Below are 14969 nucleotides of genomic sequence, written 5' to 3'. Positions count from 1 at the left end.
GAGCCTGTCATCTTGTTTGTCGCAGGTGTAGGACAGTTGCGTTGGAAAGGGAATTGCGCAATAAGCAGCCTGAGCAATGTTTGCGGTAACATTTACGCGTTTGAGGAGAGTCTGATCAATGCGACGCCTGAGAAATGTGAAAATCGTGGCGACGCTGGGACCGGCGTCCAATGACTATGACACCATCCGAGCGCTGCATGAGGCTGGGGCCGATGTATTCCGGCTGAACATGAGCCATGGCAGCCACGATGAGATTCGCGAGAGGCACCGTATAATCCGGCAGATCGAAAAGGATCTGGAAAGCCCGATCGCGATTCTGGCTGATCTGCAGGGGCCAAAGCTGCGCGTTGGCGTGTTTGCAAATGATGCGGAAGAACTGGAGGAGGGCGCCGCATTCCGTCTGGATCTTGATCCGGCAGCCGGGGATATCACCCGGGTCTGCCTGCCACATCCCGAAATTTTTGCCGCATTGGAGCCAGGTGCGCGCCTACTGGTCAATGACGGAAAGATTCGTCTGATCGTGCAGGATTGCGGTCAGGATTTTGCACATTGCACGGTCGAAGTCGGTGGCACGATTTCGAACCGCAAGGGTGTGAACGTGCCTGACGTGGTGCTGCCATTGGCAGCGCTGTCGGCCAAGGATCGCGACGATCTGGAATTTGTCTGCCAACTGGGTGTGGACTGGTTGGCGCTGAGCTTCGTTCAGCGTGCCAAGGATGTGTTCGAGGCGCGCGCACTGGCGGATGGCCGAGCATCGATCTTGTCCAAGATCGAAAAACCTGCTGCGGTCGAAGCTTTTGACGATATCCTTGACGCCTCAGACGGGATCATGGTTGCGCGGGGTGATCTGGGCGTCGAACTGCCTGTTTCGGCAGTCCCCCCGATCCAAAAACGTCTGGTGCGTAAATGCCGTACAGCCGCGAAGCCTGTGATTGTCGCAACCCAGATGCTGGAAAGCATGATCGAAAGCCCAATGCCCACACGGGCCGAGGTTTCGGACGTGGCCACCGCGATCTACGAGGGTACCGATGCAATCATGCTGAGTGCTGAATCGGCTGCTGGTTCTTATCCCATCGAGGCGGTTCAGACGATGAACAAGGTTGCCATCGAAGTTGAAGCTGACCCAACCTACACTCAGATTATTGCCGCGTCGCGTACCGCCAAGGGTACGACCATCGCTGATGGTATCGTGGCTGCGGCACGCGAGATTGCCGAAAAGACTGACATCAAAGCCATCTGCTGCTTCACTCAAAGCGGGACCACCGCCTTGCTCACCGCCCGTGAGCGTCCCGGTGTGCCTATCATCGCAATGACCCCCGCCACTGGCACCGCCCGCAGGCTTTGCCTGAGCTGGGGTTGTCATTGCGTCTTAACCCCTGAACAAGAGCGGTTCAAAGGTGCGGTCGTCAGCGCCGCTCGCGCCGCCCGTTCGGGTGGTTTCGCCGCTGAGACTGATCAGATTGTGGTCACCGCCGGCGTCCCTTTCAATGTTCCTGGCACCACCAACATCTTACGTATCGCCCCTTGTGATGAACGGCTGATCTACAACACTGATCCGGGCTAAGCCCGGATCACCACTACTAATTTCAGTTTGATACCAAGCGTATGCCTAATATTTGGGCATATAATAATATTTATTTACAGTACCTTAGAAGTTTGAGGGTTGTATCCAGCAATAATCTCTCTGTTTTTGCGTGTTTTTTCGGGATACTTGCCCTTAGGGCGGTCTACTCAAGCAAGTTCCAGGTTCCGGCTGCCCTGCCGGGGGCGAGGGCCCCGGCCAAAGCAACAATAACGGAGGAACGGCATGACAACGAAAATTGTCATAGGACTGGACGGGACAGAAACCGGAGAACGCGCGATCGCCTTTGCCAAAGACTTGGCCGGGCGTATCGGTTCATGCGAGCTTCTGGCGGTTTACGTCATCGAATGGTCTCCTTTCACATTCCAGACACCAGAAGAGAACGCCCTACGCCACAAACGGCGCGAAGAAGAGGTTGCGTTAGCTACGTCACGGATCATCGAGCCAGCGGTTGAAGCGTTGAAGGCTGCAGGATTCGAGGCGCGCGGCATCGTCCGTCACGGAGATGTGGCGGAAACGCTGAATGCAATCACGGTTGAAAACGGTGGCTCCCAGATCGTTGTGGGTCGGGCCTCGGCAGATGGGTTTAAAAAACGCCTGTTTGGCAGTTCGACCCAGAACCTTGTCATGCACGCCGATGTTCCGGTTACGGTCGTGAACTGAGGGGAGAGATTATGATGAATATTCAGAACAAACTGAGTCTGGCAGCACTTGCCGCTCTGGTTGCGAGCCCCACTGCCGCACAGGAGGCGGTCGGGTTGGACGATAAAATCAACCAGGCCTTTGCTGATTTCACCGGGCCTTTCGTCAGCTTTATTTTTGCCCCGTTTCCGGGCACCGGGTTCCCTTGGATCGTGGGTTGGCTGGTCATCGCCGCGACCGTCTTCACGCTTTATTTTGCCTTTGTACAATTGCGTTTCTTCGGTCATGCGATCAGCCTTGTGAAAGGTGACTATTCTGATCCCAATGATGCGGGTGAGGTCAGCCACTTTCAGGCGCTGGCAACGGCGCTGTCCGGTACAGTTGGCCTCGGTAATATTGCCGGTGTTGCGGTCGCCGTCGGTATCGGCGGGCCAGGTGCAACTTTTTGGATGATTGTCGCAGGCCTGTTGGGCATGGCGTCGAAATTCACCGAATGTACGCTGGGTGTAAAGTACCGCAACGAATATGATGACGGCACCGTTTCTGGTGGTCCAATGTATTATATGTCGAAAGGGTTCAACGAACTGGGCCTGCCGGGCGGTAAAATTCTGGCCGTTCTGTTCTCGATCTTCTGCATCCTTGGCGCGCTTGGTGGGGGCAATATGTTCCAGGCCAATCAGGCGCATCAGCAGATCGCAGGCATCGTCGGAGATTACCCGGGCTGGATCACTGGCCTGGTCTTTGCAGGCATCGTCTTTGCAGTGATCGTGGGCGGCCTGAAATCCATCGCGCGCGTGACTGAGAAAGTCGTTCCTTTCATGGGCGTGATGTATGTGGCTGCGGCTCTGGTGATCATCCTGATGAACGCGGATCAGATCGGTTGGGCCTTTGGCCAAATCTTCGCGGGAGCGTTCACCGGTCTTGGTGTCGCTGGCGGTATGGTCGGCGCATTGATCCAGGGCTTCCGGCGTGCGGCGTTCTCGAACGAAGCGGGCGTTGGTTCTGCGGCGATTGCCCACTCGGCGGTTCGCACCAAAGAACCGATCACCGAAGGGTTCGTGTCGCTGCTGGAGCCGTTCATTGATACGGTCGTAATCTGTACCATGACCGCGTTGGTGATCATCATCACCCAGCAGCTGATCGTCGATCCGGAGACCGGAAACTATATGCTGAACGAAGCCGGTAATGCCATCGCAACGGTTGACGGAAACTCGGGTGTCAGCCTGACTTCAGCCGCCTTTGGCAGCGCGTTCAGTTGGTTCCCTTACGTTTTGGCAATCGCAGTAGTTCTGTTCGCCTTCTCGACCATGATCAGCTGGTCCTACTACGGCCTCAAGGCCTGGACCTACCTGTTCGGTGAGGGCCACACCAAGGAACTGGTGTTCAAGGTCATTTTCTGCATCTTCGTAGTCATCGGTGCAGCGGCTAACCTTGGCCCCGTTATCGACTTCTCGGATGCGGCGATCTTTGCCATGGCGGTTGTGAACGTCTTCGCGCTCTACTTCCTGATGAAAGTGGTACGTCAGGAACTGGCGTCCTACGCCGAACGGCTGAAGAGTGGCGAAATCCGCAAATTCGAACATTAATCCAAACTACCGGGGCGGCGCGCGTCGCCCCGGTGCCTAGCCAGCCTGCAAAAAGCGCAGATTCTGGCCCAAACCCCCTTGCCAGTATGACCGAACTTGCGTAAACGGCGCTTCTGATCGCGTGACCGGCCGAGATGGCATGCCGAGTCGCGTCTGAAACCGAACCCCGAAAGGAGACGGAAATGCCTAAGATGAAGACAAAGTCGAGCGCCAAAAAGCGCTTTAAGGTGACTGCGACCGGTAAGGTCCTTGCTGGCCAGGCCGGCAAACGGCACGGCATGATCAAGCGGACCAAGAAATTCATCCGCGACGCCCGTGGCAACACCACCCTGTCCGCCCCCGACGCCAAGATCGTCAAGGGCTACATGCCCTACGACCGCTAAGAGGAGATTAAGAGATGTCCCGCGTTAAAGGTGGAACCGTAACTCACGCCCGTCACAAGAAGGTCATCAAGGCTGCCAAAGGTTACTATGGCCGCCGCAAGAGCACCTTCAAGGTTGCCCGTCAGGCCGTAGACAAGGCCAACCAGTACGCAACCCGCGACCGCAAGAACCGCAAGCGCAACTTCCGCGCGCTGTGGATCCAGCGTATCAACGCCGCTGTCCGTTCGCATGACGAGGCACTGACATATTCCCGCTTCATTAACGGCCTGAACCTGGCCGGTATCGAAGTGGACCGCAAAGTTCTGGCCGACTTGGCTGTGCACGAACCGGAAGCGTTCGGCGCGATCGTCGCCAAAGCACAGGCCGCGCTGGCTGCCTGAACCTCTTTCGAGAGACAGTGAATGAAAGGCCGTCCCAGCTGGGACGGCCTTTTTTTTGAATCCGTAACGGGTGTCGATTGCGCCAGGTTGGCAAATTGAGCTCCCTAGGGCGATGAAGATAAATATCTCACCGCCTCCAACATCCTGGGCTGAATTGTACTGCAGAGAACGCACCGCGCAAGCGCCAAGAGAAAGCACTTTCGGCTGCCTTCGTTCGAACGGCATCTAAACCGGGTAAATACTTTGATGGGCATGGCCTGTTTCTAAAGGTGGATACATCAGGCGCACGGCGCTGGGTCCAGCGTATTGTCATTCGCGGCAAACGCACTGAAATAGGCTTGGGGTCTGCATCCCTTGTGAGCTTAGCAGAGGCCCGAGAAGCCGCGCTAGAGAACCGCAAGCTGGCGCGGGCTGGTGGCGACCCATTGCAAGCCAAGCGCACTGCTGAAGCCCTACTTACGTTTGAGGAGGCCGCGCGAAAGGTTCATAAGATCCACGAACCAACTTGGCGCAACAAGAAACACGCGGCGCAGTTTATTTCCACACTCGAAACCTACACCTTTCCCCGCATTGGCAAGCTGAAGGTTTCCGAAGTCACCACGGCTGATGTGTTGGTTGTCCTTCAACCAATCTGGCTAGAAAAGGCTGAAACAGCGCGGCGTGTACGCCAGCGTATCGGCACTGTGATGAAGTGGGCCATTGCCAACGGTTGGAGGCAGGACAACCCTGTGGATACGGTTTCTTCCGCTTTGCCCAAGCAGGACAGGACGCAAGTGCACAGAAAAGCGCTGCCCTACATCAAGGTTTCTGAATTCCTAGAGAGCCTGAAGGCATCAAGCGCCGGGGATGCCACCAAACTGGCGCTAGAACTGCTTGTTTTGACTGCGTCCCGATCCGGAGAGGTTCGTCTGGCGGAATGGCACGAATTTGATTTGAAAAACGCTGTCTGGACCCGCCCAGCGCTGCGTATGAAAGCCAAGAAAGAGCATCGTGTTCCATTGTCTCCCCGCGCCTTGGAAGTGTTATCGGAGGCACAAAATTTGGGCTCAGGTGAAGGCTGGGTATTCAACGGCAACATACCAGGCAAGCCGTTGTCTGATATGACCTTGTCAAGGTTGGTTAAGGGGCTGGGCTATGATGTCGATGTGCATGGGTTCCGAACATCCTTTAAGACATGGGCGCAGGAGCGCACTAACACCCCGCGTGATGTATCTGAGGCAGCCTTAGCACATACGTTGAAAGACAAGTCAGAAGCAGCTTATGCACGTTCTGATTTTTTTGAGAAGCGGAGGAGCTTGATGGAAAAATGGTCTCATTTCATTGCTAAACGTTCTGATGACTTGATTAGGATTGGATAATTGTTTGCACCCGAAAACTACGTCAGCCTGAAACATGCTTTTTACTATGGTCCAACAAAGTTTGACCTTAGAACCTACAATCCCAAAAATTCCGTAACTGACATTCTTGAGCATCAAGTACTAAAGTGGGCATTCGAAGATTGCTCTCCAAGACTTTGCTCCCCAAGGGGTGAAGTCGTTAAGCTAGATGGGCACGGTCTGTTCGACAGAATTGAGTTCCCGCCTGAACTAGAAGAGGTCGCAAGCGAATTTGAGTTAGCTAGTGTTGGGTTGAGCCGCACACAAGTTCCATTCGAAATAATGGTCGAGTTATATGGGGATGCATCGATGCCTCCTAGACCGTCCATGCCGCTTTTCTTCAATCGTAGTCAGTATGTAGTTACTTTGAGAAACTATAAGAAACTCAAAGAGATTGCCTTGCGGGTCTACTCTGAGGAGGAACTATTTGATGCGTTAGGCTTGGCATTTGAGACTGACCCCGATTGGTCTGTACTAGAGAACTTCGAGGGTTGGTCAATTTGCTTGCCTGAGGAAAACTTCAAACCCGATTCCTCACTCCCTAGAGACTTGCCAGGTCCTGGTCAAACTAAGAAATCCAGAGCTCAATTGAAGAGGGAAATCATTGAAGGCTCTAAATCCAGAGCATTTCAGACCAAGCAAGAAGCCAGGAATTTATATGCCACAGAGGCGGTTTCATTTAGAGCATTCGATCTGGCTTGGGCTGATGCTGCTGAGATAGTTCCTAAAATATCGAGAAGCGGTAGGCGCTCTTCTAAACCATAACACTGTTTCAATACGGCATTTATATCATGACGGCTATTTCAGTTTGGACATCATTTGTAGTTGTTCTTGCACGATCCAAGAACAGCTTGAAAGGAACGAAAATTGGCTGAAATCCACCTCCGGAGACCGGCAGTTGAAGCCGCTACTGGCCTAAGTCGCAGCAGTATTTACGATATGATGGACCGTGGAGAATTTCCCCGCCCTGTCCGCATCGGAAAGCGCGCTGTCGCTTGGCCTGAAAGCGCAATATCCGATTGGCTTTCTGACCGACCCGCAACCAAATCGCTGGCTAGGTAAAGCAACACCCACGCAGTTAGGAAACTGGCGCGGGCGCTGGGTAGTCTAGACACATAATCCCTATCGCTTCGCGCCTCGCAAATCAATGAGGCTAATATGAATTTGAACGTCACCCTGATGGGCGGCGAATGCCCCCGCATTTTCACTCTATCCGGTCGCATCGGCCAAACGATGCATCACCTGATCCATGCAAAAGGTCAGGGCATAACATCTCTTGAAAACCCGGCCATCCGTCTTGCCGCACACATCCATTCCTTACGTGAAATGGGATTTCTCATCGACACTGAAATTGAACCCCACGGAGGAAGCTATCCCGGATATCACGCAAGGTACCATCTGCGGAGTTCCGTTGTTCTAGGCCACAGCAGTGGGGAGCAGAAACAATGATTGCCAACCCCAAGGCCAAAATTGACTCTCTCAGTCCATTTGAACGTCATCTGAAACGCAAACACAGTCTGCCGAACCATTGGCTTCGCACAAACAAAGAACTGCGCGGGGGACATCGCTGATGGCGGCAAAAGGCAAACGGCGCGACGCAGAAGGTCAGTATGTGACGCTTCCTTATGCTCAACTTAAATCAGAAGCATGGCGGTCCCTTTCGGGGGCCGCTGTCAAAGTCTGGTTGGAGCTTCACACGCGGTTCAACGGAGGTAACAATGGTAACGTGCGTCTTTCGATGAATGAAGCGGTCAAGGCATTGGGCATATCAAAAGGCACCGCCCAGCGCGCCTTCGTTGAACTTGAAGAAAAAGGATTTATCGCACTGCACAAACCAGGGAACTGGTATCACCGCAAGGCGCACGAATGGCGGCTGACAACCAAACGAATGCATAGTTCAAAGGGTGTCCAAATTGCGACAAATGACTGGCGCAGGTGGCGTGCAAAGACAAAAGTCGGTCCACCTGAGTACCCGTCGCCTCAGCCCATCGGTCCCCCACGAAACCGAAGGAACACTTCTGGCTCCACCAAAGAACCCGTCAGAGCAATTTCAGGGTCGCGCCAGGGTACTGAGGTGGGACACTAATACTAACCACTCTCGGGAACGCTTCCATGCAAGACGGATTAAAACGTGTCAATTGCGGGGAGGGCATCAAAAACATACCCGTACTATTCGGTTATGGAGACCGGTGCGGAAAGGCAAAGACTCGATTCAATAAATTGAGCATTCGGGGTTCCATGAAATTGAGAACCCCAAATTTTGCTATTGATTTCGGAAAAAGTCAGGAGGCAACACATGGGTGGATATGGATCGGGTCGCAAAAGCTACCGGCAAAAGGCAGAGGATTGCCGTTCGCTGGACGTAAACCGATTTCATAGAGAAGGATGTTTGACGCCGGGCGGACAAGGTTGGTGGGTTTGGTCGCGTGATGGCGAGGAAGTCGGTCGGATAAGATACAGGGCAGAGGAAGAGCGGTTGGTTTTGGATTACCGCGTGCGGCAATACGGTGGCGGTTGGGAGGCCGTCCGCCAACCCGTACCAATTAGCTACGCACCATGCCACTACGGCGGCAAACGCCCCTATTTTCTTTGCTCTGGTGTTGTGCGTGGGCGGCACTGCAATCGACGCGCGGTTAAACTTTACTCAGGTGGTAAATTCTTCCTCTGTCGCCAATGCTACAACCTCGTCTACACCAGCCAGGCCGAAGCACGGTATGACCGGATGTTGCGCCGCGCAAATAAGCTCAGGCGTGCGCTTGGTGGCAGGGCCGGTGCGGCCCACTCGATTGCAAAAAGGCCCAAAGGAATGTGGGGGTCCACTTACCGTCGAATCTGCGACGAGATTATTTCTTGTGAAAACGAGGCGACGCTAGACTTTCTTCAAAGCTATGGTGAAGCGCTCTGCTGCGAGGAAAAAGAAATGCTGCTCGATGGACTATTTTGGGCTTCCAAAGCACTCGAAAAGTAAATACGAGAAATACAAGCTTGCGGGTAGATTTTGTCGCTGTGATTCACCAGCGGTTGCATCCAATGTGAGGTGTATTGCTCTCTTCGAGTTCCCATTAGCCAACTTTATGTAAACCTTCGGTTTGCCTAAGGAGTACCCGCAAGCAACATTTATTTGAGGCGCGCCTTGTCAAATTTGAAGCTACTTAAGTCCGTAAAGTCTCGAAACGACCTAGCAGTACTTTTGAACTACCCACTTTCCGCTCTTACTTACTCAATTTACAAAGTACCTCAGGAAAATCGGTACCACACTTTCGAAATTCCCAAGAAAGGTGGAGGAGTGCGAACCATTCAAGCACCCTGCCCAGAGCTTAAAGGGCTTCAGTCGCGCCTTTCCAACCTCTTATATGCTTGCCATAGAGAACTTTTTCCACCTCAGGCGAACCCATTGTGGTCGTACTCACATGGTTTTCAAAAGAACCGAAATCTGACGATTTTTTCTAATGCTGCCAAGCATCAAAGCAAGCGTTACGTCTTGAATGCCGATTTGAAAGACTTCTTCCCCAGCATCAATTTCGGTAGAGTTCGCGGTTACTTTCAAAAGAACCGGGGCTTCGAACTTGACCCTGAAATCGCTACACTAATTGCTCAAATCGCTTGCCACGAAGGTACTTTGCCTCAAGGGGCTCCAAGTTCTCCTATTATCTCGGAGCTTATCGCAAGCATTCTGGATCAAAGGCTAGGTCGTTTGGCCAAGAGGTATAAGTGCACCTATTCCCGCTACGTCGATGATTTGACGTTCTCAACGAATATGGAGCAGTTTCCGAAAGAAATCGCTCATTTTGTCGCTAGTCCACCAAAGCCTTGGCCTATTGGTCGAAAGCTTCAGGAAGCCCACAATAGAGCAGATTGCAAACTTAATCCTTTCAAGCGGACGACGGCAGGTTCATGTGCGCTCGGCCCCAAAGTACTGGATGTGATAAAAAAGTCCGGTTTTGAGATAAACCCAGCCAAAACCAGGATGCAACTTTCCACGTCACGGCAGAGCGCGACAGGCCTTGTTGTAAATCAGAAGGTGAATGTAGCGAAACAGTACTCTGACACAGTTAGAGCGATGTGCCATTCTCAGTTTACCACCTCAAAATGTCACCACCCGGAAACTGGAGTAGACGCAAGTCTTTCTGCTTTGAAAGGCAAACTCGAGTTTCTAATGGCTGCTAAATGCTTTGAAACCGGAGTTCTTCCGTACCACGATTTGGAACAAGCGGCTTCAAGCCCTAACGGTTCCCCTATTCCTTCCCATTACAAATTGTACAGAAAGTTCCTAGCATACGAAAAGTTTCATGCACTTGAGCGGCCACTTCTCATTTGCGAAGGAAAAACTGACAATATTTACATACGCTGTGCGATAGCAGCTCTTTCAGCTGGTTTCCCTTCACTTCAGCCAACAAAAGTTGACAACGACAGAACTCGTCAGGCGTTAAGCTTTTTTAAACACTCTGAAAAACACGCAAAACTTTTGTCTATCTCGGGTGGTACGGGTGAACTGCACAAGTTTGTTTCCAAATATGGAAGCTTAGTAGGCAAGTTTCATGAAGGTGGGCAAAAGAAGCCGGTGATTGTGCTTGTCGACAACGACAAAGCAGCAAAGCCTATGTGGTCGGTAATAAGAGACCAAACTGGCTCGAAGACACCCATAGATGGAAGCGAGCCGTTCTATCATGTTACACGCAATCTTTTCGTTGTACCAATTCCGATACCAGCAGGTACCTCCGCAAGTATTGAGGATCTGTTCGACAAGGCTACACTAGCGACGGTCAACAGAGGCAAAACCTTCAAAAGGGAATTGAAGTCTCACCAAACAAAGAACCATTACGGCAAAGAGATATTTGCTAGGTGGGTGGTAGAAGCGAATGCAGCAAAAATAGATTTCTCTGGCTTTAAACCTCTTTTGCAAAGAATCGAGACGGTGTTGGCACAACCACTGAAACCTTCAGCAAAACCAACAGACTGAGGATTCTCTCGGGGTCGAGTGTTTCGCACAGGTTCTGCTGATAACGCCGATAGTATGGGCACTTAGGTGCATAGCGAAAAATCCATGATGTAACGGAATATGGGGGAGGGACTGGGGGACGACAGCTCGCCACATACCAGCAAGATTCTGTTTTTTATAAATTATTTTTAGTTTGGTGGCGGAGACGAAGGGATTCGAACCCTCGAGACGGTTTCCCGCCTACTCCCTTAGCAGGGGAGCGCCTTCGACCACTCGGCCACGTCTCCGCTGGCCGGTATATCCTTGCCTGTCATCCAGATACAAGGCGATTTTCTATGTCTGGAAAATTTTTCTGAATACCGATGATCAAACCCACAAGAAGGAGCGCTGGGGCTACCGGAAGCAGGGGTGCGAAACCCCCGAAATGCTGAAAAACATGCAAAACCTTGCCAACTCCACCTGTTCTGGCGCATATTTGTCTAGTTTTAAGGCTCTAATAACTATTCAGATTTAGCTTTCTGAGGCGACAGATATCGGGCGTGGGGTGTTTGGCACCCTGGTAGGTACCTTTTGGGGGAAGGGGACTTGGGTTTGGTCTGGTTGAAATTGTTTTGTGTTTTCTTGGTTCTAGCGACGCTGCCTGCGTCGGCCATCGCATCAATCGGAAAAGTGCTCAGTGCTAAACCGGGCGCGGATATTATCCGGGCCGGTAAAAAGATACGCTTGCGTGAAGGGATGGATGTTGTTTCAGGCGATACTATTTCGACCGACAGATCAGGCGTGGTTCAATTGGTGTTCGTAGATGAAACCAAGATTGCGGTTGGTCCGAACGCTCGAATGATCCTGGATGTCTCGATGCTGCGAGGCAATAGGAAGGCAAAAAACTTCACCGTGCAGGCGCTGGGCGGCAGTTTCCGTTTCATTTCGGGCAAAAGCAGAAAGCGCGCTTATTCGATCAAAACGCCCGATGCCACCATGGCCGTGCGGGGAACGACATTTGATATGTGGATTACATCCGGCAGCCAAAGCGCGATGCTGGTTATCGAGGGCACCGTTCAGATGTGCGGCCGACGCGGGTCGTGCCGGTCGGCAAGCCGACAGTGCAGTCTCTTTGCGACCGGTTCGGGCGGTCAGGTGGGGCGCCCGATAGATAAGGAGCAGTATGACAAAGCGCTAAAAGGTGGTTTCCCCTTCATACGCTCGCAAACGCAACTGCTGCCACCGTTTCGGGTGAGTGCAGAAGGGTGTTCGGGCAGACAGGCTCAGGCCCCAAAGATTGAATCTGAAAGGCCAGAGCGGCGCGAAGCGCGGCGGCAAACGGAACAAGGTCGTTCTGAGGTGTCGGCGGCCCGCGAAAGCGGGCGATCCGAAGCGCCAGACCGGGCCTCTGCCAGCGCCGAAGGGCGTTCCGGGACATCAGCGCGCGCAGGTGTAAGCGCCTCGGGTGAAACGAGAACATCCGTAAACGCATCCAGTGGAGATAGCGGTGGATCGGGTGTCAGGGCAACGGCGACGGCAGGTAACGCTTCAGCGATAGCTGGTTGGTAGCATCAGGTTACATATATTTTCATGTTCCCCTGCGCCTGGAAGGTGAACGTGGTGGGTAAGATAAGAGACAAAATTGGGCATCGATTAGTATTCAGGCTTGTAGGCTTGGGGCTGATCTTGATGGGCTGCTTCATTAGGGTCGCGGATCCGTATCCCGTTCAAATGTCCAGATTGATTTACTTCGATATCCTGCAGCGGATTTCACCACGGGCCTACAACCCGGATCTGCCGGTCCGCGTGGTGGATATTGATGAAAGGTCTCTGGCAGAATGGGGCCAATGGCCTTGGCCTCGTACCCTGTTGGGTCAGATGGTCGAACGATTGGGCGAATACGGTGCCGCTGCGATTGCCTTTGATATGCTGTTTGCCGAGCCCGACCGATACTCTCCGATGCGATTGTTGCAAGACCCGACCTTGTCCGGACTACTGCAGGTGGATCAGGCCGCGATCGATCTGGACAATGACGTCAGATTTGGGGACGAAATTGCGAGATGGCCAGTGGTTCTGGGTGTGGCAGCCCGGCAAACCGATAGCGGTTCGGCCATTGTACCGAAGGCGGGGTTAGTTGAAATCGGAGAGAACCCCGCAGCTGGCCTTGTCAGCGTTGCCCACTGGACCTCTCTGGCGCCGCCATTGGGGGAAGAAGCGGCCGGGATCGGGGGTGTTAATGTTTCGCCCCAAGGAAGTTTGGGTGTGGTGCGACGGGTCCCTGTGCTTTGGTCCGGGCCCAACGGTGTATTACCTGCGCTTGGGGTTGAAGCCCTGCGGGTGGCCATGGGCGAATCCGTTTATTTTGCCGAAGGATCGCAGGACGAGATCGGCATCATGCTTGAGGTTGGTCTGGGTGATTTTGTGCTGCCGACCACCGAGAATGGCGAGATCTGGGTGCGTTACAGACGGGACAATCCTGGCCTGTATCTGTCGGCCGATGATGTCATGCGCAGCGGTAGTGATCCAACGCTTCAGTCAGAGATAGAAGGACGGATCATTCTGGTCGGCACCTCTGCGGCGGGCCTGTTCGATATGCGCGAAACGGCTCTGGGTGAATCTGTCCCCGGTGTTTCGATCCACGCCCAGATTATCGAACAGATCATCCTTGGCGATGTGCTGAGCAGATCGGATGTTACCTCAGCGCTTGAGTTGTTGGCGTTCGTGATCCTGGGCGTCGTTGTCACAGTGGTCATGTCCAACTATGGGGCGGTCGCTTCTTTTGCTGCAGGCGGTGTTGCCGCATCGGCCGTAATTGCCATCAGTTGGTTGGCGTTCCAGAACCAGTCGGTTCTGTTTGATGCGACCTTCCCTTTGGCCGGAGGTATGGCCAATTTCGGGCTTCTGGCCGGGTACCTCTTTGTTTCGACCGAGCGGGAGAAGCGGGTGATCCGCCAGACTTTCTCGCATTATGTCGCACCGGAAATCCTCGATGAGATGGAGGCCAATGGGCATCAACTGCAATTGGGAGGTGAATCTCAGGAGATCACAGTGATGTTTTCGGACATTCGGGGCTTCACGCCATTGTCCGAGTCTGTATCAGCCACCGATCTGGTAGCCCTGCTGAATGCGCTGTTCTCAGAGATCGGGGATCAGATTCTGGTCGAGCGTGGAACGATCGACAAGTTCATCGGCGATGCGGTTATGGCTTTTTGGAATGCACCGCTGCCCGTGGATGACCACCCGTGCCGCGCTGCCTTGGCCGCGCTGAAGATGCGCGGCGCGCTAGATAAGTTCAACACTTTGCCCATCATGCGCGGGCGTCCTCCCATCGCACTGGCGACAGGCTGCGCAACCGGAGCCGCCTGCGTCGGCAATATCGGCTCGCGGCGCCGGTTCAATTACACAGTAATCGGAGATGTGGTGAATGTGGCAGCGCGGATCGAACAAAACTGCCGACATGTGGATTATGATATTCTAGTCTCAGACTCTATTCGCCGTGTCACCAATTCTGATCTTGCGCTGCTAGAGGCGGGCTTCGTGGATTTGAAAGGTAAAAGCGAGCCAGAGCCTGTTTATGTACTGGTCGGAGATCGGGAAGTTGCAGGCAGTGCATCGTTTCAAAAGCTGCAGACCGCACACATAGGTCTACTAGAGGCGATACGCGCACGGGAGTCACAGACCGTAGTCGCTGGATTGTGCAAGGAATGTGCCAAGCATGCGATGGCGGTTGAGCCAGGTTTGGCATCATTCTATCGCGCGCTACCGGGGCGCATGGCGGATTTCCGATCAGAGGTGCTTCATGCGCGGCCGGTGTTTAGTCATCATCATGGTCTGCGCGAAGGTGCAGAGTAAGTACTTCGCCATATGCTTTGGAAAAGAGAACGGGGCGCTGTTGAAAATCAACTGCGCCCCGCCGGAAGTATCAATCTCGCCCCCTCGAATACCATCTAAAACAACACGGGCTAAAACTTTCGATATATTCGAGATCGACCTTCTGTCCCTATATTTAACGTGTGAATCGGCATGCAAAATTGACCCACTTAGGTGGGTTATGAGCGAATAAAATTGACCCACCTGTTTTCGTTAAGATCCGCACAAAAGT

At 53.2% G+C, this 14969-nt stretch carries 14 protein-coding genes and 1 tRNA gene; 14 read left to right on the top strand and 1 reads right to left on the bottom strand.

The features are described from left to right. Positions 1–118 precede the first annotated feature (118 nt). The 12 genes from pyk to ACRZ96_RS19255 all read left to right on the top strand — a co-directional run bounded on the left by pyk (position 119) and on the right by ACRZ96_RS19255 (position 10909). Entirely contained in the window at positions 119–1564 is a 1446-nt protein-coding gene (gene pyk, locus ACRZ96_RS19310) for a pyruvate kinase (RefSeq protein WP_170395584.1), read from the top strand. 243 nt (positions 1565–1807) lie between these two features. Beyond that, the gene (locus tag ACRZ96_RS19305) at positions 1808–2245 is read left to right on the top strand and encodes a universal stress protein (protein ID WP_170395586.1); all 438 of its coding nucleotides are present in this window, start codon (positions 1808–1810) and stop codon (positions 2243–2245) included. Positions 2246–2259: 14 nt separating this feature from the next. Continuing rightward, positions 2260–3810, top strand: coding sequence for an alanine/glycine:cation symporter family protein (locus ACRZ96_RS19300; protein WP_170465878.1), 1551 nt, complete (start codon positions 2260–2262; stop codon positions 3808–3810). Positions 3811–3992: 182 nt separating this feature from the next. After that, positions 3993–4193: a 50S ribosomal protein L35 gene (rpmI, locus tag ACRZ96_RS19295; protein WP_010443552.1), complete on the top strand. Its 201-nt coding sequence runs from the start codon at positions 3993–3995 to the stop codon at positions 4191–4193. Between the two features lie 14 nt (positions 4194–4207). Beyond that, on the top strand, positions 4208–4573 hold the full coding sequence (gene rplT, locus ACRZ96_RS19290; protein WP_008756009.1) for a 50S ribosomal protein L20: 366 nt from the start codon (positions 4208–4210) through the stop codon (positions 4571–4573). Positions 4574–4695: 122 nt separating this feature from the next. After that, positions 4696–5931 carry a tyrosine-type recombinase/integrase gene (locus ACRZ96_RS19285; RefSeq protein ID WP_480814966.1) on the top strand — a complete coding sequence of 412 codons (1236 nt, stop codon included), beginning with the start codon at positions 4696–4698 and terminating at the stop codon, positions 5929–5931. Beyond that, positions 5932–6714, top strand: a complete 783-nt coding sequence (locus ACRZ96_RS19280) for a hypothetical protein (RefSeq protein WP_480814945.1) — start codon at positions 5932–5934, stop codon at positions 6712–6714. A 174-nt stretch (positions 6715–6888) separates the two neighbouring features. Next, on the top strand, positions 6889–7011 hold the full coding sequence (locus ACRZ96_RS19275) for a helix-turn-helix transcriptional regulator (protein ID WP_480814965.1): 123 nt from the start codon (positions 6889–6891) through the stop codon (positions 7009–7011). A gap of 96 nt (positions 7012–7107) precedes the next feature. Beyond that, positions 7108–7398, top strand: a complete 291-nt coding sequence (locus ACRZ96_RS19270) for a winged helix domain-containing protein (protein ID WP_480814944.1) — start codon at positions 7108–7110, stop codon at positions 7396–7398. 121 nt (positions 7399–7519) lie between these two features. Next, positions 7520–8035 carry a helix-turn-helix domain-containing protein gene (locus ACRZ96_RS19265; RefSeq protein ID WP_480814943.1) on the top strand — a complete coding sequence of 172 codons (516 nt, stop codon included), beginning with the start codon at positions 7520–7522 and terminating at the stop codon, positions 8033–8035. Positions 8036–8245: 210 nt separating this feature from the next. Next, positions 8246–8917 (top strand): hypothetical protein, encoded by a 672-nt coding sequence (locus ACRZ96_RS19260; RefSeq protein WP_480814942.1) that lies wholly within the window; start codon positions 8246–8248, stop codon positions 8915–8917. A 222-nt stretch (positions 8918–9139) separates the two neighbouring features. After that, a complete protein-coding gene (locus ACRZ96_RS19255) occupies positions 9140–10909 on the top strand; it encodes a reverse transcriptase domain-containing protein (RefSeq protein ID WP_480814941.1) in 1770 nt (589 codons plus the stop codon). Positions 10910–11085: 176 nt separating this feature from the next. Here ACRZ96_RS19255 and ACRZ96_RS19250 read toward each other — a convergent pair. Continuing rightward, positions 11086–11175: transfer RNA gene (locus ACRZ96_RS19250), tRNA-Ser, on the bottom strand. A 334-nt stretch (positions 11176–11509) separates the two neighbouring features. Between ACRZ96_RS19250 and ACRZ96_RS19245 the strand changes: the two genes are divergently transcribed. Both ACRZ96_RS19245 and ACRZ96_RS19240 read left to right on the top strand, forming a co-directional pair. Beyond that, on the top strand, positions 11510–12436 hold the full coding sequence (locus ACRZ96_RS19245; RefSeq protein ID WP_480707047.1) for a FecR family protein: 927 nt from the start codon (positions 11510–11512) through the stop codon (positions 12434–12436). Between the two features lie 162 nt (positions 12437–12598). Continuing rightward, entirely contained in the window at positions 12599–14719 is a 2121-nt protein-coding gene (locus ACRZ96_RS19240; protein ID WP_480707049.1) for a CHASE2 domain-containing protein, read from the top strand. Positions 14720–14969 lie beyond the last annotated feature (250 nt).

The sequence above is a fragment of the Ruegeria sp. CF1 genome (genome assembly GCF_056537445.1).
The sequence above is the reverse complement of the archived record's forward strand: the minus strand, read 5'-3'. Positions and strand labels throughout refer to the sequence as shown.

What these genes read in the sequence shown, in the direction of transcription:
- pyk (WP_170395584.1), top strand. Translation starts at nt 119, where the DNA reads ATGCGACGCCTGAGAAATGTGAAAATCGTGGCGACGCTGGGACCGGCG.
- ACRZ96_RS19305 (WP_170395586.1), top strand. Translation starts at nt 1,808, where the DNA reads ATGACAACGAAAATTGTCATAGGACTGGACGGGACAGAAACCGGAGAA.
- ACRZ96_RS19300 (WP_170465878.1), top strand. Translation starts at nt 2,260, where the DNA reads ATGAATATTCAGAACAAACTGAGTCTGGCAGCACTTGCCGCTCTGGTT.
- rpmI (WP_010443552.1), top strand. Translation starts at nt 3,993, where the DNA reads ATGCCTAAGATGAAGACAAAGTCGAGCGCCAAAAAGCGCTTTAAGGTG.
- rplT (WP_008756009.1), top strand. Translation starts at nt 4,208, where the DNA reads ATGTCCCGCGTTAAAGGTGGAACCGTAACTCACGCCCGTCACAAGAAG.
- ACRZ96_RS19275 (WP_480814965.1), top strand. Translation starts at nt 6,889, where the DNA reads ATGATGGACCGTGGAGAATTTCCCCGCCCTGTCCGCATCGGAAAGCGC.
- ACRZ96_RS19270 (WP_480814944.1), top strand. Translation starts at nt 7,108, where the DNA reads ATGAATTTGAACGTCACCCTGATGGGCGGCGAATGCCCCCGCATTTTC.
- ACRZ96_RS19265 (WP_480814943.1), top strand. Translation starts at nt 7,520, where the DNA reads ATGGCGGCAAAAGGCAAACGGCGCGACGCAGAAGGTCAGTATGTGACG.
- ACRZ96_RS19260 (WP_480814942.1), top strand. Translation starts at nt 8,246, where the DNA reads ATGGGTGGATATGGATCGGGTCGCAAAAGCTACCGGCAAAAGGCAGAG.
- ACRZ96_RS19240 (WP_480707049.1), top strand. Translation starts at nt 12,599, where the DNA reads ATGTCCAGATTGATTTACTTCGATATCCTGCAGCGGATTTCACCACGG.